This window comes from Tissierella sp. (assembly GCF_031460495.1).
Taxonomy (GTDB): Bacteria; Bacillota; Clostridia; order Tissierellales; family Tissierellaceae; genus JAVKTS01.
Genome location: NZ_JAVKTS010000007.1, coordinates 82,993 through 105,536, shown reverse-complemented (window position 1 = coordinate 105,536; position 22,544 = coordinate 82,993). Strand labels below are relative to the sequence as shown.

Sequence of the window (22,544 nt, the reverse complement as noted above, 5' to 3'; positions counted from 1 at the left end):
AGAAACTATTTATCAATCTGGTACGATAAATAGTAAAAATTATCTTTCATCTTCTTTAATGATCTGAATTGCCTTCTCAATCAACTCATCTCTACCAGCTTTAATACCTTCAATAGTTGGGTTTACTTCTATATCTGGTATTATGCCTATTCTCTGTGTTTCTCCACCATCAGGATAATATACTCCTGCAGCTGTTATTCTTGTGTAGATGTTTCCAGGAAGATAGAAAAAAGATACATCTCCATCTGCACCTGCTGAATTGCTACCAATTACTATTGCATTAGGTGCTTTTCTAAAAGCCATAGTAGTAAACTCTGATTGACTCTGTGAGATTTCATTAATGATTATTACAATTTTGCCTTTATAATAATAATCATTTGTCATTCCTATTTCTGAATTATGTTGAAAACTAAATGAACCCGGTTCTTCTAGACTTCCTTTAGTAAACTTAGCAAATTGAATGCTTTCTGGAAATAAATAATTTCCTAATACAGGCATAATAGGCTCCATAGGATAAGATCTAAAATCGATTATTAATCCTTTTGTATCTTTAATATTTGCAAGGAGCTCCTTCTCATATTCAGCCTTAAATAATCCTGGATAAATGTACCCAATATCAGAATCAATAACTTTATAATAAGTATCTGCATTATTATTTTTAACTAATCTATTAAACTCCGATATATCACTATTTAATACTTCTTTTGGATAGCACTTTACTTCCGTCCAATTGATTTCATCATTAGAGATGTAATCAATTCTTAAAGATTCCTCATTGGTTCTCAGAATGTCCCTTGAAATATTTCTTAATTTAGTGGGATGATTTGATGCAGGAACATAGGGTTCCATTTCAATAACTATATCTTCTACAGTCTTATTATTAATATTTGTAATTATATCTCCTATCTTAAGCCCTGACTGTTGCACCAATTCTTTATTATAATAATCTATTACAACTAGTTTATCTTCAATAAAAGCAACTTTTATAGGAGAATAATTTATCCCCCAGTATTGGTCCAAAATTTTAGACTTTTCAACCACAGCATGTGAATCATTTATTCTAGTAATTAACTCTAAGACTACAAGGTTATACTCTAATTCATCTGAAGCATCTAAAAATTTAGGGATAAACTCCTTTAATACATTGTTCCAATCCTCTTCAATCAAATACTTATAAGGAAAGTAATATTCAATTATATTCCAATATCTGTATAGAGATAATAGGCGATATCCAGCATCTGGATAGGTCATTTGCGAATATGGTTTTTCATTTTTAAAATCTGGATTTATCATATATTTACTTACATCAGCATACTTACTATTTAATCTCCTCCTAGCTTTCTTAATATCTGTAAGTTGTAATATCAATCCTTGTTTCAAATTAGAATTTTCAATCCAATTCAAATCTATATTCACTTTTATATCCCACTCATTTTCTAAAGGATATCTACCAGCCTCATAGTCTCCCAAGCTTTCTATCCAATTACATAACATTTCATCTCTCTCATCTGTATTTTCCACTTCTATAATCCTAGGTAGAACTCTAAATAATTCATAATCCCAGTTATATTCTCCTTTTGCAACATAAGGATGATAATATTTCAAAAATCCCCAGACTTTCCCCAGCAAATATAGATTGTCAATATTATTATCAGTAAGACTAATTTCATCTATCTTTGATCCCTTATTAAATTCACCATTATTTCCTATTTTATCTTCTACCTTATAAAATACCTCATTTATTTTTGGTGAATCTACTGGTAACTCAATCTTACTTTCATTTCCCTTTGAAGAATTACAACCTATTAAGAAAAGACATAGAAAAATCATTAAAGTTACTTTCCTCATATAACCCACGCTCCTTTGCTATCTGTTTATAGATCCCTCTATCTTCCCAAGCTTCTGATATTATCCATAGGTTGATTATCTATTATCTTTCTTAGTGGTAAATAGTAAGTCAATATAGTAGCTACGAAGAAAATTATACATATTATTATATGGATTCCCCATGGATATAGCCAAAGCTGTTTACTTACAATATAATTAATATATTTTTCTATATTCATAGACATAAAACTAACCTTTCCTATGGATGTAAAAGATATAGTTAAAGCAAATAGTATATGGAATATTATTAATGAAATTAAGCCATAGACAAATCCCACTATTAAATATTGTTTTTTAAATTCTCCTTTCATAACCCCTAATGCCTGGAAAGTACCAATTCTATCTCTTTCTTGTTCCAGTTTTGATAAAGATATATTATAAAGTATAATACTATTAATTATTGCAACAGCAATTCCTAGGACAACTGGGATAGTAGCGGAATTAAATGCCTTTTTAAATGCAATATCATTAACTTCCTTGTATTCATGCAACTTAAATCCTCTTTCCCTTGCTATATCTTGCAAACTAATCAATGATTGAGGCTTAAAGGAATCATTATCAGTTTCAATAAAAATCCATGACTTCCCATATTTTGCAGGTATCTTATTCTTAAGCATAGATGATAAATTGATATTACTCTTAATATATCTACTTTTAATAGTGGCAGGGTATAATCTTTCAGTAAAACTATAGGAACCTATTACTACTGGATTTTCAATAGTCTCTGAAAAAGGCCATATACCCTTATCTGGAAAATAATGAATAATTGCTCCAACTTTTACATCATAACTTTTGAAGGTATTTATTGTAGATTCATTTAGTATTGTAAGATATATGCTGTCTCCAATTTCTACGCTACTATCATGTGAATAATTCTCGCTTTTTCGGAAATCGTAGGTTATATCATAGAGGTTATTATATCGTAGTAATGCCTTCATTCTATTTCTTTGCTCTGTATCTAATAAAATGTTCATATCATCATTATGAGTTTCTTCTATGTCCCCTACTATACTTTCATAAATAGGAGACAATACAATTACTTCTTTTCCAGCTTCAAATCGCTCTTTATCTAATGCACCCTTAGTTATTGCATTCCTCAATTCCTCGTAGATATCTGTATTTACATCAATACCATAAATATTAGCAACTATAGCATCCTCCACTAGATACTCTGAATATAAATTAATAAATTCAGTGTTTTTTGCACCGAAATGTTTTGATATTAAATTTGAAGGTAATATAGATTGAAATTCAGAATATAATCTATTTTGCTCAATTCCTTCATACCAAAGTAATGCACCATCTCCGCCTTTGGATACATTAATATTGGTCACACCCTCAATTGATTTAAGCTCTTCTCTATAGTTATCTATATCCTCCCGAGGTAATCCATAATTTACTTCATATCCATAGGAAGGTTTACCTGTAACTACTATATTGTCAATATAAAAACTAAAGGACAAATAGCCAAGAAAAATAGAACCTAATAGTACAGATATAGTAATTGTATATAATCCTAATACCATTAAATAATTTTTTATGTTATATTTAATGTTTTTTAATGAAATCCTACCGAAGGATTGTACCTTCATATCAAAATTTACTTCTTTATTCTTCTTACTAACTCTATTAACTTGATTATTATAGAAAATTTTCATTGGTTTGATTTTTAAAGTCTTTTTTCGTCTAGGAAGCTCAGATATGGTCCCTATTAATGGAATCTTCAAGGAAATTATCATGGGGGCCAAAATGCCAATAAATATTGCTATACATCCAACCAATACACCTAAAGTCATTAGTCTGTAATCAACATGAAAATTCAACTCAGTTCTTCCGTGTTTATTCGTCATACCTAATACCAATTTACCTAATTCCATTCCAGCAGCTACACCTATGGGAATTAGTATAATAAGTAGATTACATACTTCCCATAATATTAGCTTGACTATTTGACCATTAGTTGCACCAATGGATTTTAATAAAGCAATTCTTCTAGCTCTTCTCCTGATTTGCGTGAAGTATATTAAAAATACGGAAATAATTGTAGCTATAAATACTGCTAATAAAATGCCATAGGTCATTGTGACTTCTGTAGAATCTTCTGTATCTGAGTGTAAATAGGAGTTTAGCATAAGTTTTTCAAATTCATCTATATACTTATTAGAAAAATTCTCTGGTACTAGTTTTGTATCTATAAATAAATTATATGGAGTCTTATAACTGCTATTGTCTACTACCTCACTTAAAAAATATCCATCTTCAATAAGAAGCTTTCCTGTATCTTCTGTTATAAAGGCATTAGCAACTGGATGATAGCCTTTATCCCATATATTGCTGTAAGTTTGCACAATTCCTGTTACAACCATATTTCTAGTTATATAATGTTTTTGACTTAAAATAGAACCATATTTAGGAACATCTTGTAAATAATCATTGGGATTATAAATACTTTCTTCATCTAATCTTAAAAACCTATATAAGTAATTCGTATATGCACCAATTTCTGTTCCATTAAAACTCTCCAAAGATTGAACATTTCTATTAAGGTGATACACATGTTTGATGTATACCTCCTCAGAGTCAATATGGTTTGCAATCCCCTGTTCTTGAAGTTCTTCAATTTCTTGCATTACTATACTATCTTGTTCGATAACTACTGTATCATAATCTCTTTTTGAAACTGGAAAATCTATTCTTATAGGAATGGTATCTCCAACTTTTATATCACTGGGAAATTCTTTTAGTTGATTTAATTCTAAAGCAATTTCATCGTCTCTTTCAGGTAACTTCCCCTCATACAAATGGAAAGCTCCCAAGTCTATAAGATCTTGATTTATTGTTCCTATATTTCCACAGGTAGATGATTTTCCAATGATTCTACTTATACCTAACTTATTTACATCTTCCAATTCTAATAGACTTTTTTGAATATCTTGATTACCATTATAATATGCAAAATCCCACTTCCCAAACATTGCAACTTTTTGTTCATATTTGGTCATTTCAGCACTAGCATGAAATATTGTAGTTATTACAATAAATATAAATGATAAAATAATTACAGATGATAAAACAAGAGTATCCTTCTTCCTTCCCTTCATACTAGATAAAGCTATTTTTCTTAGCATAAATTACGCCTCCTGTTTACTCTATTTCCCCCTGGTAAGAAACTATTTGCCCATCTACTATTTGAATTATATGGTCTGCTTGTCTTGCTATATCCATATCATGAGTTACTAATATGATAGTTTGATGGAATTGCTCTGCTGATTTCTTAAGTAAATCTATTACCTCTTGACCTGTATTTTCATCAAGATTTCCCGTTGGCTCATCTGCTAGGAGAATAGCTGGATTGGTAATTAATGCTCTAGCTATAGCTACCCTTTGTCTTTCTCCACCAGATAGTTCATCTGGATAATAGGAAAGTTTGTCTTCTATATCTAATGAAGATATAATTTCCTTTAATCTATCCATCTCTGGTTTTTTACCATCTAGATGTGCTGGCATTAGTATGTTCTCCAATACAGTGTGTTCTGGAAGTAAGTTGTAGGATTGAAATACAAAGCCAATTCTTCTTCGTCTTAGTATTGTAATGTCTTTATCATTTTTTTCAAATACACTTTCACCCTCCAGAAATAACTTCCCTTCAGTAGGTCTGTCTAGGGCTCCTAATATATGTAGTAAAGTTGATTTCCCAGAGCCTGATTTGCCAATTATTGCATAGAAATATCCTTGATCAATTTCTAAATTAACTGATTTTAAAGCCTCTACTACTAACTCCCCTGTTACATAAGTCTTGCTAATATTCTCTAATTTTAATAAACTCATTTTTTACCCTCCCTTTGAAAAAGTTAGTGTGAAATATAAGATATCTCAAAGTAAATTATATCAACAAATCTTTTCCAAATAGGACCTAGATGTTTCCAAATTGTTAAATATATACAAAAATAAAAATAGATGTGGATTTTTAAGTCCACATCTACATTAATTGGTCAATTTGGGTAATGCAATTGTAAAATTAATTATATCCCCATTTAAGTTATAATTTATTTTACCTTTATTATTTTCAATTAATTCTCTACATATATAAAGTCCTAGTCCAGAGCTAGCTTGTTTTTGGTCACCATGATTATATTTAACAAATGGATCAAATAGTATATTTCTTATTCCTTCAGGTATAGGTAATGTATTGTTCTCTATAGAGATGTATGCATGATTCCCTAAATATGATCTGATTTTTATGTGTCCATCCGTACTATATTTTATAGCATTATCAAAGAGATTTAAAATAACTGCCCGTATTTCTTCTTCACTGGCAAAGATAAGAATACTTTCATTTTGTAGATTAAGATCTATCTTTCCTCTATTAAGTATTAACTCATATTCTTTAGTTATTTGCACCAGCAGTTCATTTAAGTTAAAGTAGCCATTATGCTCTTTTTCAATCTCTTTTCCTTTGGCTATAATCAGCATGTTCTGAACCATTTTATTCATTCTATCAGATTCTGTTATAATTCTTTCATATGCTCTATCTTTTATTATTTCATCTATCTTCCCTTCCTTTAATAGCTGTGCATATCCTGTAATAGAAGTAATCGGAGTTTTCATCTCATGGGTTGCATAGTTGAAAAAATCTCTGGAGGACTTTTCCAGTTTCTCAATCTTAGTTTTTTCCTGTTGTAGATATTCCATTTGTGATACTATTTTATCTTGCATTTTATTGAAATGGTGAATAAGTATGGCCACTTCATCATTGCTTCTCGCTTCTAGCCTATTGGAGAATTCCCCTTCACCTATAGATCTTATTCCTTTTAACAATGTATTTAGTGAGTTAGTTGACTTTTTTAACCAAATAAAGTTTGTTAATATCATCACTGTAAATAAAATAATTTGAATACCTAATATTCTTGTCATTAGGTCCTTATAATTAGCATATTGAACCAAATAATCCTTTTGAAATACAAATATACCTGCATATTCATTCTTTATATATAATGGGTATGAATAAGTAACAAAATATCTTGTATCTTCATTGTGAATGTATAGTAATGAGGATTTTTTAGTACTAGACTCTATTATCTCTTGTATACTGTTTTTATCAATAATTTCACCTGCAAACTGTATATAATTATCTTTATCATACTTTATTGATAAATATATATCATATTGAAGATTTATCGTATTCATAATTGTCCATAAATTGTTCCTATTGTACAAATTTATATGTCCTGTTGTATTTAGCGTTTGTCTTTGAATGTCATGATGAATTATTGACATAATTCTCTTCATATCATTTAATATAGATGTTTGTAAATTGCCTTCAAATATTTTCCATATGGTAAAGTTTATTATTATTAAGATTATGAAACTAATTAAAATAATTCCTGTGGTTATCTTGCCTCTAATAGTATTTAGCATTGCTCTACCTCATTACATAGCCTTTACCAAAAATAGTTTCTATAATGGTAGGTGCTTCTAGTTTAGCTCTAATTCGTCTAATATGAACATCAACTGTTCTAGAATCTCCGTAATAATCATATCCCCATACACTGTCTAAAAGTTCAGCTCTGGTAAATACTCTATTTCTGTTTTCTAATAGAAAGAAAAACAAGGCAGATTCTTGTCTTTTTAATTGAATTCCCTCACCATTTTTAAATACTCGTTCCCCAAGCAAATCCACTTTTATACCCTCGTCTAGTTCAACAAACTCTTCTAATAAAATCTGTTTTTCTTTTTTAATACTTCTAAATAATGCTTTTACTCTAACTATTACTTCCTTTATTTCAAATGGTTTAATTATGTAATCATCTGCTCCCAACTCTAATCCTATGATCTTGTCGAAAATACTATCCCTAGCTGTAATCATAATAACTAAATGGTCTATAGATATTTTCTTACAGATTTCAAAACCATCTATATCAGGGAGCATTAAATCTAAAAGTACCAGGTCTGGTTTAAATGCTTTTATCCTTTCCAATGCTGTTTTACCATCAAAAACATTTTCCACATTATATCCTTCATTTAACAAGGTTATTGTCAATATATCATTAATTGAATACTCATCTTCCACTACTAAAATTTTTTTGACCATTTTTTCCCTCCTATTTCTCTAGTTTGGTTTCAGGTTCATATTTGGAAGTACTATATTAATTCTCTGGTAAATAATACTTTTAGTAACTGGAATACCACCAATTATCTTATTTATCTCCCTAGTGGAAAATATTTCATTCCCAGTCTCATCAACTACTACATTCATCTCTGGATAAAATTGTTGTGATGTATCTTGAAAACTTTCATTATAAACTTGGATAAGTTCATTATAATTTTGATAGTATATACTTCTTTCAGTTATTTCAATATACTCCCCAAATATATCAAAGCTTTCTGCTATGAAGATACCTTGTCCTAAATACTCCATATACAAGTTTTTATCAAGAGGCTTACTAAATAAATGGTCATATTGATTTGTTTTAAAATTAAAACTCGTAATAGCAGATGTCTCTTTTAAATTCCAATCATCTTTATTCCCTAATATTACATCATGGAGAAGAATTAGTTCATAACCATTTTTCATAATTCCTCTTACTTTATCTATATCTTCATTTACTCCTAAATCAATATACTCTTTTAGGGTATAATAATTATTTTCAAGCTGGACCTTATACATTTTAAAATCCATTTGGTCTATCCATATTAATGAGTTTAACTCATGAACATAGCATATATCACCATATCCACTATTATTTATGTCTCTATATAGATTTTTTAATTCTAAATCATATAAGAAAACATCTGTTATTTTTCCATCCAAAGATATTTCATATATAATTAAGTATATATCACTTCCAGAAGCATAGGCTATTTTATATTGACTCTCCTTTCTCTTTTGTCTAAGTTCACTAATTATTTTTGACAATTCAGGTATTGGAGTTGCTCTACTTCTCTTAGTATAATCTATAAAATAAACCTGTTCCTTCAGAAACACAAAATTCTTAGACCCTAGTTTAAAATTCATATTTTCCTTTAATGTTTCCGTTAATCTATTGTTTATATCTAATTTATATAAGTATTTTCTACTATTTGGATCATTACCATTTCTCTTTTTTAGATATCCATATATCTCTCCCTTATGATAGAAGGATGGATAAAAATAGTCACTACTGTCTACCTCTAGATATATTTGTCCAAAACTGGATGCCTCTAGAGGGGATTTGCTTTCTACTCCTATATTATCTTCAACTATTATTCTTTTATAGTCTTGTTTTTCACAACTTAGTAGCAAAATTGAACTAAAAATGAACATTATTAAAATTATTCCTTTTTTCATGGCATATTCTCCAAATCCTTATCTGAAATTTTTTAATTTAAAATATTTTCCATTTTTTTCATCTCACTACTCATTGTATCAAAAGAGTCATTATCTGTCTATTCAACAAAACTTTAACTCACTATGTAGATCAATATGATGTTTCACGTAAAAAGATGCAATGGTAACTAACTCCATTGCATCTTATCATCTTTATCCTATTAATTAAACAAATAATTGTAAATCATATTAGCTGCATCTTCTCTTTTTAACTCATATTTTGCTTTAATGTTTCCCTTTTCATCTCCTGATACTATCTTTAGTCCATAGGCTATGTTCATATATCCATTTAGTTCCTTTGATATATCTTTTTGATCATTGAAGATGTCTTTGTAAATACCGTCAAGTTCTGCTACTTTGTCTAGTTTCATTAATCTAATTATATATTTTACTGCTTCTTCTTTTGTTACTACCTTATCTGGACTTTTTTCAGTTTCTTTCATATACCCCATAGATATCATTTGATTATATATATCATCCTCTGATACAGCATCTGTCCTATATTGGTTCATTGACTTCCAAAGAAGATAAACAAAGTCTTTTTGTTTGATTTTTTCCTTTGGCTTGAACTCTTCTCCTTCGAAGCCTATCCCATATTCAGCTAGTGTCTTTATCTTATCTTTAGCATAGGAATTTTCTATATCATTATATGATATTCTCTTTGTCTCTCGATATGGCTGCCCTGAGTAATCTAGCAACTCTCCTGTTAATCCAGATATTATGACGGGTTTTATTGGATTTGTTGAATATACTAGCTTTATTTCATTATTTTGGCCTTCTGGTTTTGTATAATCATAGGTCTTTACATACATTAATTGTAGACCAATTTCATTCCATAATACTTCATATGCCTTATCTATGGGTATAAGTTTATCCTTTGCTGGAAGTTTGCCTTTGAACCAATCTAAAGTATATGATGTTACTTCACCACCAACTCCATCTATACCAATATAGATTCCATCATTTTCAACATAGATATTGTCTGATTTTCTATTAAATGTGAAGTAATAGCTTAGTTGGTTATCTTCTGAAAATTGATCCTCATTTAACTCCACTTGATTTGCCTTATCTGCTTGGATTTTCTTAATATACTCTTGGGCGATCTTTATGGCTTCTTCTCTATTTATTTTTGATTTGGCATCTGCTTTATAATTAATCATCCTATAAAAATTTAGGAGTTCACCAGTCCTTGCATCTAACCCTATATCTATGTTGGAGTAATCCTTATCTGATTCTTCTCTGCTAAAATACATATACCAATTGTATTCACCTTGGTTTTTATAATTGCTATTTAGGTTTTTGCTTCTAAGTTTATATGTTTCATCAATTTTTAATATTTCTCTTGCTTTTTTTTCAGCTGTTTTTTCATCTAATAGACCTGACAACTTATCTATAGACTTTTGTTCTTCTGGAGTAATTCCTTCAGAGTATCCTGCATCCATAGCCTTTTCATTTGCTGTTATACCATAAAAAGGTCCATAGTAGTTTATATTCACCGCTTTTCCTGTAAAAGCATCTATTCCCTTGTTAGCTCCGATTGTTGAATATGCCAGATAATAATTATTCTTGTCTTCACTGTTCGTATCTACAGGTCTATAATAATTATTTGCTTTATATATTGGCTTTATCCCAATTTCTGTCTTAAATGACTCTTTTCCATTATCTAAGTTTATAGCTTTCTCTGGAGAAGGAAATATTGCATCTCTTTCCCAATTTGTATAATAATTCACTACTTCTCCTGAAAATTTATCTACACTTATTCCTACAGTATTTTGTGAATATTGTATACCATTTACATATCGACTATAATCAAAATAGTATTGTGTATCCATTGAGCTAATAGGATATTCATTTGGGATTAGTTTAATGGATTTTGCAATTGTAGGGTCAATCTTAGCTACAAAGTCCATTGCAAGTTTTTCTGCCTCATTCTTTGTATAGGTGGGCAATTTTGAGCTAGGTTCTTTATATATTGATGAATATATGCCGTAAGAATTAATATTGCCGTCTATATCTACATTCACATTAATATTATCTAACTTTCCTCTTGAATCTACCCAATTCAGATAAAAATCAGTTTTCCCGTCATATGAATTTACATCAGATGTAAACTTATCATAATCATCTGAGATATTAAAGAGTTTTTTTACTTTTACTATAGCTTCTTCTAATTTCTTGTCATAACCATTTTCTGCAATGGCCATTGAAGGAGTTATCCCCACTATAAGAATAATGACAGTTAATAAAACGCTCAATAATTTCTTCACAATCCAACCCCCTAATTAATGTTCTTTACTGCTGTAACTTTGTTTTTCTGTATATAAAATTCATCTGAAAGTCCGTTTACTATTACTAATCCTCTTCCACAGCATTTTAAATCTGTAGGATCATAGGTTTTATAGTCAAAATCTATGCCTTCACCCTCATCTTCTACTTGAATTGTTACTTTGTCTCTATTCACCTCCAATGATAGTTTGACGCATTTTGATTCCATACAATCGTTACCGTGTAAGACTCCATTGATAACTAATTCGTTCAATATTAATCTTATGTCAAACATTACATCTTTATCAACTATAATATAATTAAGTTTATTAATAATTTCATCTACAAAGTTTCTTATCATCTCTAAATCACTGCATACAGTACCATTGTATTTAAAATTCAATGTCATCACTTCCATCCAAATATTATTGTTTATTATATATAACTATTTTACCCACTTATCCATTAGTCTAACCTCTTTATGCATTTTCTTTAGTGTTTTTATTATATATTTTTGAATTTTATATTTAGTTTAGATAATTTTTATCGTTTAATAATTCATAATTTGGGTATTATCTATATGATTAAAGATTGAAAGGAGAATGCAAATGGATAGATATGTATGTGACCCATGTGGATATGTGTATGACCCAGCTGAAGGAGACCCTGATAATGGTGTAGCTCCAGGAACATCTTTCGCTGATATACCAGAAGATTGGGTTTGCCCAGTTTGTGGAGCAGATAAAGACCAATTTTCAAAAGAATAGACGGTAAGACAAATATGTCTTCCCCTACATAAAGACCAGTAGCTTTTAGCTACTGGTCTTTACCTATGTTTAATATGCCTTCAAACAACTTCCATACTTCTTCTACATTAATTTTCTTCTCAGATGAATAAGGGATAATTAGATTAGTATCTTTTATCTCTAATTTGTTTTTGATAATCTTTATATGCTTTTGCCAATTTCCCTTTGATATTTTATCTGCCTTAGTTGCTATTACTATACCAGAGAATCCAAAGGATTTAATCCATTGGTACATTATTAAATCTTGCTCAGTAGGTTCATGCCTTATATCTACAATTAAGACTATCTCTCTTAAATTCTGTCTATCCTTTAGATATCTTTCTATTATTTGTCCCCATTTTTCTTTCTCCACCTTGGATACTTGAGCATATCCATAACCAGGTAAGTCTACAAATCTAAAGCTGTCATTGATAATATAGAAATTAATTGTTCTAGTTTTCCCTGGTTTACCAGAAGTCCTAGCTAAATTTGATCTATTTATCATAGAATTGATAAATGATGATTTTCCTACATTGGATCTACCAGCAAATGCAATTTCTAAGAGTTCATCTTCTGGATATTGTTTGGGTCCTACAGCAATTGCATGTAAGTCTGATTTAATTATTTTCATCAGTATTACTCCTCTTTAATAAGGCGTTTTCCAACACTTCTTCCATGGATTTAACCAAGACAAAAGTGATTTTTTTTCTTATTTTATCTGGTATATCTTCTAAATCTTTTTTATTCTCAATAGGTAATAGTATTTTTTCTATACCCATTCTATTGGCAGCCAGTACCTTTTCTTTAATTCCTCCCACGGGTAATACTCTTCCCCTTAGAGTTATTTCTCCTGTCATTGCAAGTTCTCTTCTAATTGGTGTATTAGACAATGCTGAAATAACAGCAGTTGCAATTGTAATCCCAGCTGATGGTCCATCCTTAGGTATTGCTCCTTCTGGCACATGGATATGTATATCCATCTCCTTGTGAAAATCAGATTCAATTCCTAACAAAGCTGAGTTGGCTCTGATGTAAGAAATCCCTGCCATGGCAGATTCTTTCATTACTTCTCCAAGCTTTCCAGTCAGTTGGATTTTGCCAGTACCTTTCATAGTGTTAACTTCCACTGAAAGTGTCTCTCCACCTACAGATGTCCAAGCTAATCCATTGGCTACACCTATTTGATTTTCTTCTCCTAATGTATCAAATCTATATTTTTCTCCACCTAAATAGTTCGAAAGGTTGCCAGTGTTTATTCGAACAGATGCTAATTTTTCTTCTACAATTTTCTTTGCTGCTTTTCTGCATAGATTTGCAATATTTCTTTCTAGATTTCTAACTCCTGCTTCTCTTGTATAATTATTTATTATACTTCTGATGGCAGAACTAGATACTATAAGCATGTTTTCATTTAATCCATGGTCTTTTAATTGCTTAGGTAGTAAATGGCTTGTAGCAATGTCTAGTTTTTCTTCCTCTGTATACCCAGATATTCTAATTACTTCCATTCTATCCAATAGAGGTGCAGGTATTGATGCGGTAGTATTTGCTGTAGTAATAAATAGTACCTTTGATAGATCAAATGGAATATCTAAATAATGATCCGTAAAAGTAGTATTTTGCTCTGGATCTAAGACTTCTAATAGAGCACTTGATGGGTCTCCCCTATAATCACTACTTAATTTATCAATTTCATCAAATAGAAATACTGGATTTTTAGATTTTGCTTTTTTCATAGAGTTAATTATACTTCCTGGCATCGCCCCTATATATGTCCTTCTATGACCTCTTATCTCAGCTTCGTCTCTTACTCCACCTAAAGACATCCTAACAAATTTTCTATTAAGTGATTTGGCTATGGATTTAGCAATGGAAGTTTTCCCTACTCCAGGTGGTCCTACTAAACAAATTATAGGCCCTTTCATGCTGTTAGTTAATTTTCTAATGGCAATAAATTCTAATATTCTTTCTTTTACATCCTCTAATCCACAGTGGTCTTCATTTAGTATGTCCCTTGATTTCTTTATATCTATTTTATCCTTTGACTCCTTATCCCAAGGTAAATCAATTATCCAGTCAAGGTAGGTTCTAATCACCCCTGTCTCAGGAGAATGAGGTGAAAGCTTTGTAAGTCTCTCTACTTCTTTCAATGCCTTTTCTTTAACTTCTTTAGGCATTTTAATTTTTTCTATTTTTTCCTCATATTCTTCTACTTCAGCCATTACATCATCATCTTGACCTAGTTCTTTTTGAATTGCTTTAATCTGTTCCTTTAAATAATATTCTTTTTGAACTTTGTTAATCTGTTTCTTAACTCTCTGATTAATCTTGTCCTCAATCTTTAGTACTTCAATCTCTTCTTGTAATATAATATGAAGAAGCTCCAATCTTTCATAGAAATCAAAACACTCTAATACTCTTTGATTGTCTTCTAATTTTAGATATATATAGGAAACTATAATATCTGCAAGTCTTCCTGGATCTTCTATATCGGATATTGTAACTAATACTTCAGGAGAAATTCTCTCATTTAGAGAAATATATTCTTCTAAATCATTTGTCACAAGTCTCATAGCTGCTTCTGTATTCATATCTTTTTCAATCTCTAGTTCATCATAGACTAGTTCTTCTACATCCGCTACAAAATGAGGTTCTTCTTGTGTTATCTTTGTTATCTTACCTCTATTCATTCCTTCTACTAATACTCTTATGCTACCTCCAGGTAACTTTAGCATTTGTTTTACCTTTGCTATCGTACCTACATGGTAGAAATCATCTATTGTTGGTTCATTGACCTTAGTTTCTTTTTGGGTGCAAAGTAGTATAGAAGAATCATCTAACATAGCTTTTTCCAAAGCATTAATAGACTTCTCTCTCCCGACATCAAAGTGAACAACCATATGAGGAAACACTGACATTCCTCTTAGAGGTATTAGTGGTAGGACTTTATTTTGAATTGTATACTGATTCATTTTAGTTATCCCTCCATATTTCAACAAGTAATCTCTATATACAAGGAAAAGCTCACAAATGTGAGCCTTTAAGATGCAGATTCGTTATTACCTGTTTTCTTAGACCTACTTTTCTTTTTTCTATCTGAAAGCACTAAAGTAGGCTCTACCTTGTTTTCTATTGTTTCTTTAGTTATAATACATTTTTCTATATCATCTCTAGAAGGGATCTCATACATAATGTCTAGAATTGTTTCTTCTATTATGCTTCTAAGTCCTCTAGCTCCAGTCTTTCTTTCAATAGCTTTTTTTGCTATTAAATTAAGTCCTTCTTCTTCAAACTCAAGCTCTACTCCATCCATTGAAAGTAATTCTTTATATTGTTTTACTAAAGCGTTCTTTGGTTCAGTTAGGATCTTAACCAAGGATTCTTCATCTAATTCTTCTAGAGTAACCATAACAGGTAGTCTTCCCACAAATTCTGGTATTAATCCAAATTTAAGAAGATCTTCAGGCTGTAAATGTTTTAGCAGCTCTCCTACTTTTAGATTGTTTTGTGATGTTATTTCTGCTCCAAAACCCATGGATTTTTTTCCTACTCTATTTTGGATTATCTTATCTAGACCATCAAAAGCACCACCAACTATGAATAATATGTTGGTTGTATCTACTTGTATAAATTCTTGATGAGGATGCTTCCTTCCACCTTGAGGTGGCACATTTGCTACTGTACCTTCAAGAATTTTAAGTAGTGCCTGCTGTACACCCTCTCCACTTACATCTCTAGTGATTGATGGGTTTTCAGTTTTTCTAGCAACCTTATCTATTTCATCTATATATATTATACCTTTTTCGGCTCTTTCAATATCATAGTCTGCTGCTTGAATAAGTTTCAATATTATATTCTCAACATCTTCTCCTACATATCCAGCTTCTGTTAATGAAGTAGCATCAGCTATGGCAAAAGGAACATTCAGAATCTTAGCTAAGGTTTGAGCTAATAAAGTTTTACCTGAGCCTGTTGGCCCTAACATAACTATATTACTCTTTTGTAATTCTATATCGTTATTCTTAGTTGGTTTTCTGTTTATCCTTTTGTAATGGTTATATACTGCTACAGCTAAAGCCTTTTTCGCCCTTTCTTGTTTTATTACATAATCATCAAGGGTTTCTTTAATGATGGCAGGCTTTGGAAGATCTTGCATATCATAATCAAAGTTATCTACAAATTCTTCTTCGATTATCTCTTGACATAGCTCTATACACTCATTACATATATATACATTTGGTCCTGCAATAAGCCTTCTTACCTGTTCCTGTGGCTTTCCACAAAAAGAGCATCGAAGCTGTTTTTCATCAAATTTTGCCACGGTGACACCTCTCTTAATTTTAATTTATTTTCTTTCAATTACTTCATCTATTATACCATATGCTTTAGCTTCTTCAGCTGACATATAATAATCCCTATCTGTATCTCTAGCTACCTTTTCTAACGGTTGACCAGTTCTTTCGGAAAGGATTTCATTGATTTTATCTCTCATTTTCAAGATTCTTTCTGCATGTATTCTAATATCCTCTGCTTGACCTTGAGTACCACCTAGAGGTTGATGTATCATAACATCTGCATTTGGTAATGCAAATCTCTTGCCTTTTGTACCAGCTGCAAGTAAAAATGCACCCATAGACGCCGCCATACCCATACATATTGTTGATACATCTGGTTTAATATATTGCATAGTATCATATATGGCAAATCCAGCACTTACTGAACCACCCGGGCTGTTTATATATATTTGAATATCTTTATCTGGATCTTCAGCTTCTAGAAATAATAATTGAGCTACTGCTAGACTTGCAGTTACATCATTTATTTCACTACCTAGAAAAATTATTCTTTCTTTTAATAATCTTGAATAAATATCATAGGATCTTTCACCTTTACTTGTTTGCTCCACGACCATAGGTATTAAAGTCATTTAGAACCCTCCTAACATTTATTTGAATTTAACATTTGCCATAAGTAAATCAATTACTTTTTGATTGGTTATAGCAGTTTTTAGGAAACCTAAATCTCCTCTTTTCATATCTTTAATAAACTTTTCTACATTATCTTGCTTATAAGAAGCAGCCATTTTTTCTAATTCTTTATCTATATCTTCTTCAGTTACTTCTATGTTTTCAGCTTTACCAATAGCTTCAAGAACTAAATCGCCTTTAACTCTTTTTGTAGCTGTAGGTCTTAGTTGTTCTTTTAAATCTGCTTCTGTTGAATTTGTAATTTGTAGATATTGCTCTAAATTTAGACCTTGTGATCTCATTCGGTAATCAAATTCTCCAACTTCATTTTCTAATTGAGAATCAATCATAGACTCTGGAATATCTATTTCACAAGACTCTATAACTTTTTCAATTAAGTTGTTTTCATTTTCAATTTCTTCTCTATTTTTGAAGTCTTGTTCTAGCTTTTCTCTAATGCTTGCTTTATATTCCTCTAGAGTGTCAAATTCAGATACATCTTTTGCAAATTCATCATCCAATTCTGGTAACTCTTTCTCTTTTATTTCATGAATAGTTACTTTGAATGTAGCTTCTTTAGCTTGTAGGCTTTCTTCATGATATTCTTCTGGGAAAGTTACAACTACATTAACTTCTTCATTTTTATTTTTACCCACTAGTTGCTCTTCAAAACCTGGAATAAATCTATTTGATCCAATTTCCAATGTTTGACCTTCAGCTGTTCCACCATCAAACTGTGCTCCATCAACATATCCAGCATAGTCAATAGTAAGTATATCACCTGTTTTTACGGCTCTATCTCCAGCATCAATTATTCTTCCATTCATATCTTGTGCTGATTTTAATTCATTTTCAACAAGTTCATCAGTTACGATATACTCTGCTTTTTCAATTTCTACATCTTTGTATTCACCTAATACTACTTCTGGCTTTACAGTTACAGAAACCTTAATTATAATTGGTTTATCTTTTTCAATTTCTTCAATATCAACTTCTGGTGAATCTACTGGCTCAAGATTTAATTCTTCTATTGCTTTGTCATAAGCTTCTGGTAATAGTACATTTATTGCGTCTTCATAGAAAACCTCTTGTCCATAGTTCATTTCAATTATTTTTCTTGGAACTTTACCTTTTCTAAAACCTGGTATGTTAAATCTAGCTCTATTTTTTAGATATGCTTTTTGTAATGCTCCCTCAAAATTACCCTCTGCTATTTCAATGGTAAAATTAACTGTATTGTTTTCTTTGTTCCCTAATACTGCCTTCATCTACATTTTCCTCCTTAAACGATATATTCATCCATTTTTAACTTACTCATTATATCATAAAATTATAACATAACAAATAATATTATCCAACATAATAAATTAAAAAAACATAGTAAAAAAACCAATGGTACAAATCCACTGGTTCTAATATGGTGCGGGAAAGAGGACTTGAACCCCCACGTCAATGACACTAGATCCTAAGTCTAGCGCGTCTGCCAATTCCGCCACTCCCGCATATATGATGTAAAATCACCTACCATATAATTATAACACGATATTTGTACTTGTCAATATTTTTTTATATTTTTTAATAGATTCTATATGCTTGCTTTATATCTATTTAAAACACTAATATTATACCTCCGTCACTAGCATAGCCACTACTAAGTCCAGCTGTCTTAACTAAAATGATATCCTTGAATTTATATCTGCTTTGGATTTCTCTTTTTAGTTCTTCAGCCCTTTCTAAGGCATTTGTATGGGAAATAGCTAATACTTTTTCTTCAAATTTCGCTCCGGTTTCTCCCATTATTTCAACTAGTCTTCTAAAGGCTTTCTTTGTTCCCCTTGCATTTTCAACAAGTTTTATTTCTCCATTCTCAGTAGAGCCCATAATAGGTTTTAAATTTAAAACATTAGCGATCAACCCTTTTGCCTTGGATATCCTACCATTTTTAATTAAATTATCCAAAGACTCTAATATAAAATAAGTTGTACAAGATTTTATATAATCTTCTACTTTTTCCACAATCTCTAGATTACCTAGTTTTTTGTCTATTAGCTCTTGTATCTTTATTGCAATTAAAGTTTCTCCAATACTTGCTGACTTAGAGTCAAATACATGTATGAATTTTTCCGGATGTTCATTCTTAACTATATCCTTTGCCAATATGGCTGAATTGTAAGTGCCACTTAATTGACTAGATATTGTAATTGCAAAAATATCATCTGCTTTCTTGTACTCATCTACAAAATCGCCTGGAGAAGGACATGATGTTCTAATTGGATTTGGACTATCCTTCATAGCATTTATTAATTCCATTGTATCAAGGTTTTCATCGTCGATAAATGTTCTATCCTCTACATCTATCTTAAAAGGCACTAAGCTAATATTTAACTTTTCTTTTAGTTCCTCGTTTAGATCACAGCTACTATCAGCTACAATTTTATAACTCATACTATCACCTCATCTATAATTTAGTTTAACAATTGATTCCAATTCTATCTTCAATAAACTTTGCCAAATCAGAAGCTATCTTTTCTATGTCATCACCTTTTTTTGCTTCAATCATTACTCGAACTAAAGGCTCTGTCCCTGAAGGTCTAATGACAACCCTACCTTCACCATGAAAAATATCTTCTATTCTCTTTATTTCCTTAGCTATTTCAGGATTTTCATTATATTTATATTTTAATTCATTTTTAACCTTAGCATTGACTAATATCTGTGGAAAATTTGTCATCAAATTATTTAATTCTGACATGGTTTTTCCGGTTGACTTCATTACCTCAAGAAGATGAAGTGCAGTGGCTAGTCCATCTCCAGTGGTGTTGTAATCCAAGAATATTATATGACCTGATTGTTCTCCTCCTAGGACATATCCCGATTTTATCATTTCTTCTAAAATATATCTATCCCCAACGGTTGTCTTGACTATATTCATATTATTTTCTTTTAGATAAACATCTAGTCCCATATTTGTCATAATAGTACCTACTACAGTGTTGTTTTTCAACTTTCCTTGCTCATGAAGATAAGTACCGCATATAGCTAATATATGGTCTCCATCTAATACATTGCCAAATTCATCTACTGCAATAATCCTATCTCCATCACCATCAAATGATATTCCTATGTCTGCTTTTTCCTTAACTACTAATTCTTGAATCATACTAGGGTTAGTAGATCCACAATTATCATTTATATTCATTCCTGTTGGATTTATGTTTATAACTATGGCTTCTCCACCAAGTCTTGTAATTGCTTCAGAAGCAATTTTATACAATGCACCATGTCCACAGTCTATAGCTATTTTTATTCCTTTTAAATCTATATTTGCAATGGATACTAAGTAGTCTATATAATCCTTAGAGCCATTTTCTTCTATGATGACTTTACCAATTTTTTCTCCAATAGGCCAAATGTCTAGCCCTTTGTTATTTAATATAATATCTTCAATTTTCTCTTCAGTTTCGTCAGGTAATTTTAATCCCTTAGAATCAAAAAACTTTATACCATTATATTCTCCAGGATTATGGGAAGCTGATATAACAACTCCTGCCAAAGCCTTATACTTTCTAGTTAGATATGCAACTGCTGGAGTTGGAATGATTCCTAATGATACAACATCTAAACCCATGGAACAAATACCTGCTGTTAGTGCAGCTTCTAGCATATCTCCAGATATCCTTGTATCTTTACCCACAATTACCTTACCATAACCATCTTTGGCTAATATGTATGCTCCTGCTCTACCCACCTTGAAGGCTAGTTCTGGGGTTAAATCCTTATTCGCAATTCCTCTAATACCATCTGTACCAAATAATTTACCCATTTTAATCTACACTCCTTTAGAAGACACGGGGATGATTCGGGTGTCTTTTCTTGATTGACAAAAGCTATATCATCCTGAATGAAATGATGATCTTAATCTTTAATTTTAAATTTCTCTTTTACTAGTTCTATTAACTTATCTCTTTCATTTAAATCAGGGTTTTCTAATACTTCTTCCAATAAATAGTCCAATATTTCTCCTATTATCTTGCCTTGTTTATACCCTAATTCTACCACATCATTACCATTAATGGCTAACTGATTTTTTTCGTATACTTCTTTATTTTGTATTATCTCTTTTATTTTCTTTTCTCTTTCTAGTAGATCCTCTATATTAGCATTCATATTAGAGGAAAGTCTGTCAGATTTCTGTAATTCCAATAGAATAAATATATCTTCTTTTCCCACTTTAGATATGAGTCTCTTTAATCCTTTTTCTCCAATATCATCATGCTGTGACATATGTTTATCTATTAATATTGTCACTTTTTCTATTAGTTCATTGGATGATTTCCATCTTTGTAATACATCTTTCGCCATATTAGCACCTAGTTTATCATGACCGTAGAAATGTCCAACTCCATTATCATCCCTAGTAAAAGTCTTAGGTTTTCCAATATCGTGCAATAGAGCTGCAAGTCTTAGATGTAAAATTGCTGATGTATTATCCAATACTGATAATGTATGCTCATATACATCTTTATCATGATTTGGATTATGTTGATTGAAGCCTATTGCTTCTATTAGTTCTGGTAATATTATAGCTAAGACATTTATATCTCCCAATAACCTAATTCCATAGGAAGGTTTTTTAGTTAATAGAATCTTAAAAAATTCTTCCCTAATTCTTTCTATGCTAATATTAGAAATATATTCACCATATAATCTACAGGCATCTTTAGTTTTATTATCAATGGAAAATTCTAATTGAGTGGCAAACCTTATGGCCCTCATAATCCTCAAATAATCTTCTTTAAATCTATCCCATGGTTCTCCAACAGTTGTAATGGTTTTTTTCTTTAAATCATTTATACCATTAAAATAATCTATTACACCCGTCTTTTCATTATATGCCATTGCATTAATTGTGAAATCCCTGCGAGATAAATCATCAAAAAGATTTTTAGAAAAATATACTTCTTCTGGTCTCCGACCATCTATGTACTCTCCGTCTGATCTAAATGTAGTTACTTCGACTATCCCTTCATCTTGAACTACAACTACTGTACCAAACTTTCTCCCTACTTCCAATGTTCTATATTCTTTAAATATTTCTTCAATATCTTCAGGTAAAGCATCTGTATTTACATCATAATCAGATGGGTCTTTACCTATTAATATATCTCTAACAGACCCACCTACTATATATGCACTATAGCCTTTATCTTCAATTTTCTCTATAATCTTCTTAACATATTTTGGAATATTAAATACCATATTATCACTCCAGTG

General features: G+C 30.8%; 17 protein-coding genes and 1 tRNA gene. 1 reads left to right on the top strand and 17 read right to left on the bottom strand.

The features are described from left to right. Nucleotides 1–39 precede the first annotated feature (39 nt). The 8 genes from RIN63_RS14265 to RIN63_RS14230 form a co-directional block, all read right to left on the bottom strand. Nucleotides 40–1,848: a S41 family peptidase gene (locus tag RIN63_RS14265; RefSeq protein WP_310445418.1), complete on the bottom strand. Its 1,809-nt coding sequence runs from the start codon at nt 1,846–1,848 to the stop codon at nt 40–42. A gap of 38 nt (nt 1,849–1,886) precedes the next feature. Continuing rightward, complete coding sequence (locus RIN63_RS14260) at nt 1,887–5,015, bottom strand: ABC transporter permease (RefSeq protein WP_310445417.1); 3,129 nt, start codon at nt 5,013–5,015, stop codon at nt 1,887–1,889. A gap of 16 nt (nt 5,016–5,031) precedes the next feature. After that, the gene (locus RIN63_RS14255; protein ID WP_310445416.1) at nt 5,032–5,715 is read right to left on the bottom strand and encodes an ABC transporter ATP-binding protein; all 684 of its coding nucleotides are present in this window, start codon (nt 5,713–5,715) and stop codon (nt 5,032–5,034) included. 156 nt (nt 5,716–5,871) lie between these two features. Further along, nucleotides 5,872–7,305, bottom strand: coding sequence for a HAMP domain-containing sensor histidine kinase (locus RIN63_RS14250; RefSeq protein ID WP_310445415.1), 1,434 nt, complete (start codon nt 7,303–7,305; stop codon nt 5,872–5,874). Nucleotides 7,306–7,309: 4 nt separating this feature from the next. Further along, entirely contained in the window at nt 7,310–7,978 is a 669-nt protein-coding gene (locus RIN63_RS14245) for a response regulator transcription factor (protein ID WP_310445414.1), read from the bottom strand. Between the two features lie 18 nt (nt 7,979–7,996). Continuing rightward, nucleotides 7,997–9,214 carry a hypothetical protein gene (locus RIN63_RS14240; protein WP_310445413.1) on the bottom strand — a complete coding sequence of 406 codons (1,218 nt, stop codon included), beginning with the start codon at nt 9,212–9,214 and terminating at the stop codon, nt 7,997–7,999. A gap of 200 nt (nt 9,215–9,414) precedes the next feature. Further along, nucleotides 9,415–11,520 carry a YcdB/YcdC domain-containing protein gene (locus RIN63_RS14235; protein ID WP_310445412.1) on the bottom strand — a complete coding sequence of 702 codons (2,106 nt, stop codon included), beginning with the start codon at nt 11,518–11,520 and terminating at the stop codon, nt 9,415–9,417. An 11-nt stretch (nt 11,521–11,531) separates the two neighbouring features. Continuing rightward, nucleotides 11,532–11,927, bottom strand: coding sequence for an ATP-binding protein (locus RIN63_RS14230; RefSeq protein ID WP_310445411.1), 396 nt, complete (start codon nt 11,925–11,927; stop codon nt 11,532–11,534). Nucleotides 11,928–12,126: 199 nt separating this feature from the next. Here RIN63_RS14230 and rd point away from each other — a divergent pair, with 199 nt between their 5' ends. Next, complete coding sequence (gene rd / locus RIN63_RS14225) at nt 12,127–12,285, top strand: rubredoxin (RefSeq protein ID WP_310445410.1); 159 nt, start codon at nt 12,127–12,129, stop codon at nt 12,283–12,285. 49 nt (nt 12,286–12,334) lie between these two features. Here rd and yihA read toward each other — a convergent pair whose 3' ends face one another. From yihA to RIN63_RS14180, 9 genes are all read right to left on the bottom strand, one after another. Beyond that, nucleotides 12,335–12,934 (bottom strand): ribosome biogenesis GTP-binding protein YihA/YsxC, encoded by a 600-nt coding sequence (yihA, locus tag RIN63_RS14220; RefSeq protein WP_310445409.1) that lies wholly within the window; start codon nt 12,932–12,934, stop codon nt 12,335–12,337. Next, the gene (gene lon / locus RIN63_RS14215) at nt 12,921–15,275 is read right to left on the bottom strand and encodes an endopeptidase La (protein ID WP_310445408.1); all 2,355 of its coding nucleotides are present in this window, start codon (nt 15,273–15,275) and stop codon (nt 12,921–12,923) included. Before lon ends, yihA begins: the two co-directional genes overlap by 14 nt. A 68-nt stretch (nt 15,276–15,343) precedes the next feature. Continuing rightward, nucleotides 15,344–16,624, bottom strand: a complete 1,281-nt coding sequence (gene clpX, locus RIN63_RS14210; protein WP_310445407.1) for an ATP-dependent Clp protease ATP-binding subunit ClpX — start codon at nt 16,622–16,624, stop codon at nt 15,344–15,346. A gap of 24 nt (nt 16,625–16,648) precedes the next feature. Further along, nucleotides 16,649–17,230: an ATP-dependent Clp endopeptidase proteolytic subunit ClpP gene (clpP, locus tag RIN63_RS14205; RefSeq protein WP_310445406.1), complete on the bottom strand. Its 582-nt coding sequence runs from the start codon at nt 17,228–17,230 to the stop codon at nt 16,649–16,651. Between the two features lie 18 nt (nt 17,231–17,248). Next, nucleotides 17,249–18,538, bottom strand: coding sequence for a trigger factor (gene tig / locus RIN63_RS14200; protein WP_310445405.1), 1,290 nt, complete (start codon nt 18,536–18,538; stop codon nt 17,249–17,251). A 150-nt stretch (nt 18,539–18,688) separates the two neighbouring features. Continuing rightward, a tRNA-Leu gene (locus tag RIN63_RS14195) sits at nt 18,689–18,772 on the bottom strand. 106 nt (nt 18,773–18,878) lie between these two features. Then, nucleotides 18,879–19,715 (bottom strand): DegV family protein, encoded by an 837-nt coding sequence (locus RIN63_RS14190; RefSeq protein WP_310445404.1) that lies wholly within the window; start codon nt 19,713–19,715, stop codon nt 18,879–18,881. 25 nt (nt 19,716–19,740) lie between these two features. Further along, the gene (gene glmM / locus RIN63_RS14185) at nt 19,741–21,093 is read right to left on the bottom strand and encodes a phosphoglucosamine mutase (RefSeq protein WP_310445403.1); all 1,353 of its coding nucleotides are present in this window, start codon (nt 21,091–21,093) and stop codon (nt 19,741–19,743) included. Nucleotides 21,094–21,185: 92 nt separating this feature from the next. Then, nucleotides 21,186–22,529 (bottom strand): HD domain-containing protein, encoded by a 1,344-nt coding sequence (locus RIN63_RS14180; protein WP_310445402.1) that lies wholly within the window; start codon nt 22,527–22,529, stop codon nt 21,186–21,188. Nucleotides 22,530–22,544 lie beyond the last annotated feature (15 nt).

What these genes read in the sequence shown, in the direction of transcription:
- RIN63_RS14265 (WP_310445418.1), bottom strand. Translation starts at nt 1,848, where the DNA reads ATGAGGAAAGTAACTTTAATGATTTTTCTATGTCTTTTCTTAATAGGT.
- RIN63_RS14260 (WP_310445417.1), bottom strand. Translation starts at nt 5,015, where the DNA reads ATGCTAAGAAAAATAGCTTTATCTAGTATGAAGGGAAGGAAGAAGGAT.
- RIN63_RS14255 (WP_310445416.1), bottom strand. Translation starts at nt 5,715, where the DNA reads ATGAGTTTATTAAAATTAGAGAATATTAGCAAGACTTATGTAACAGGG.
- RIN63_RS14250 (WP_310445415.1), bottom strand. Translation starts at nt 7,305, where the DNA reads ATGCTAAATACTATTAGAGGCAAGATAACCACAGGAATTATTTTAATT.
- RIN63_RS14245 (WP_310445414.1), bottom strand. Translation starts at nt 7,978, where the DNA reads ATGGTCAAAAAAATTTTAGTAGTGGAAGATGAGTATTCAATTAATGAT.
- RIN63_RS14240 (WP_310445413.1), bottom strand. Translation starts at nt 9,214, where the DNA reads ATGAAAAAAGGAATAATTTTAATAATGTTCATTTTTAGTTCAATTTTG.
- RIN63_RS14230 (WP_310445411.1), bottom strand. Translation starts at nt 11,927, where the DNA reads ATGACATTGAATTTTAAATACAATGGTACTGTATGCAGTGATTTAGAG.
- rd (WP_310445410.1), top strand. Translation starts at nt 12,127, where the DNA reads ATGGATAGATATGTATGTGACCCATGTGGATATGTGTATGACCCAGCT.
- yihA (WP_310445409.1), bottom strand. Translation starts at nt 12,934, where the DNA reads ATGAAAATAATTAAATCAGACTTACATGCAATTGCTGTAGGACCCAAA.
- lon (WP_310445408.1), bottom strand. Translation starts at nt 15,275, where the DNA reads ATGAATCAGTATACAATTCAAAATAAAGTCCTACCACTAATACCTCTA.
- clpP (WP_310445406.1), bottom strand. Translation starts at nt 17,230, where the DNA reads ATGACTTTAATACCTATGGTCGTGGAGCAAACAAGTAAAGGTGAAAGA.
- tig (WP_310445405.1), bottom strand. Translation starts at nt 18,538, where the DNA reads ATGAAGGCAGTATTAGGGAACAAAGAAAACAATACAGTTAATTTTACC.
- RIN63_RS14190 (WP_310445404.1), bottom strand. Translation starts at nt 19,715, where the DNA reads ATGAGTTATAAAATTGTAGCTGATAGTAGCTGTGATCTAAACGAGGAA.
- glmM (WP_310445403.1), bottom strand. Translation starts at nt 21,093, where the DNA reads ATGGGTAAATTATTTGGTACAGATGGTATTAGAGGAATTGCGAATAAG.
- RIN63_RS14180 (WP_310445402.1), bottom strand. Translation starts at nt 22,529, where the DNA reads ATGGTATTTAATATTCCAAAATATGTTAAGAAGATTATAGAGAAAATT.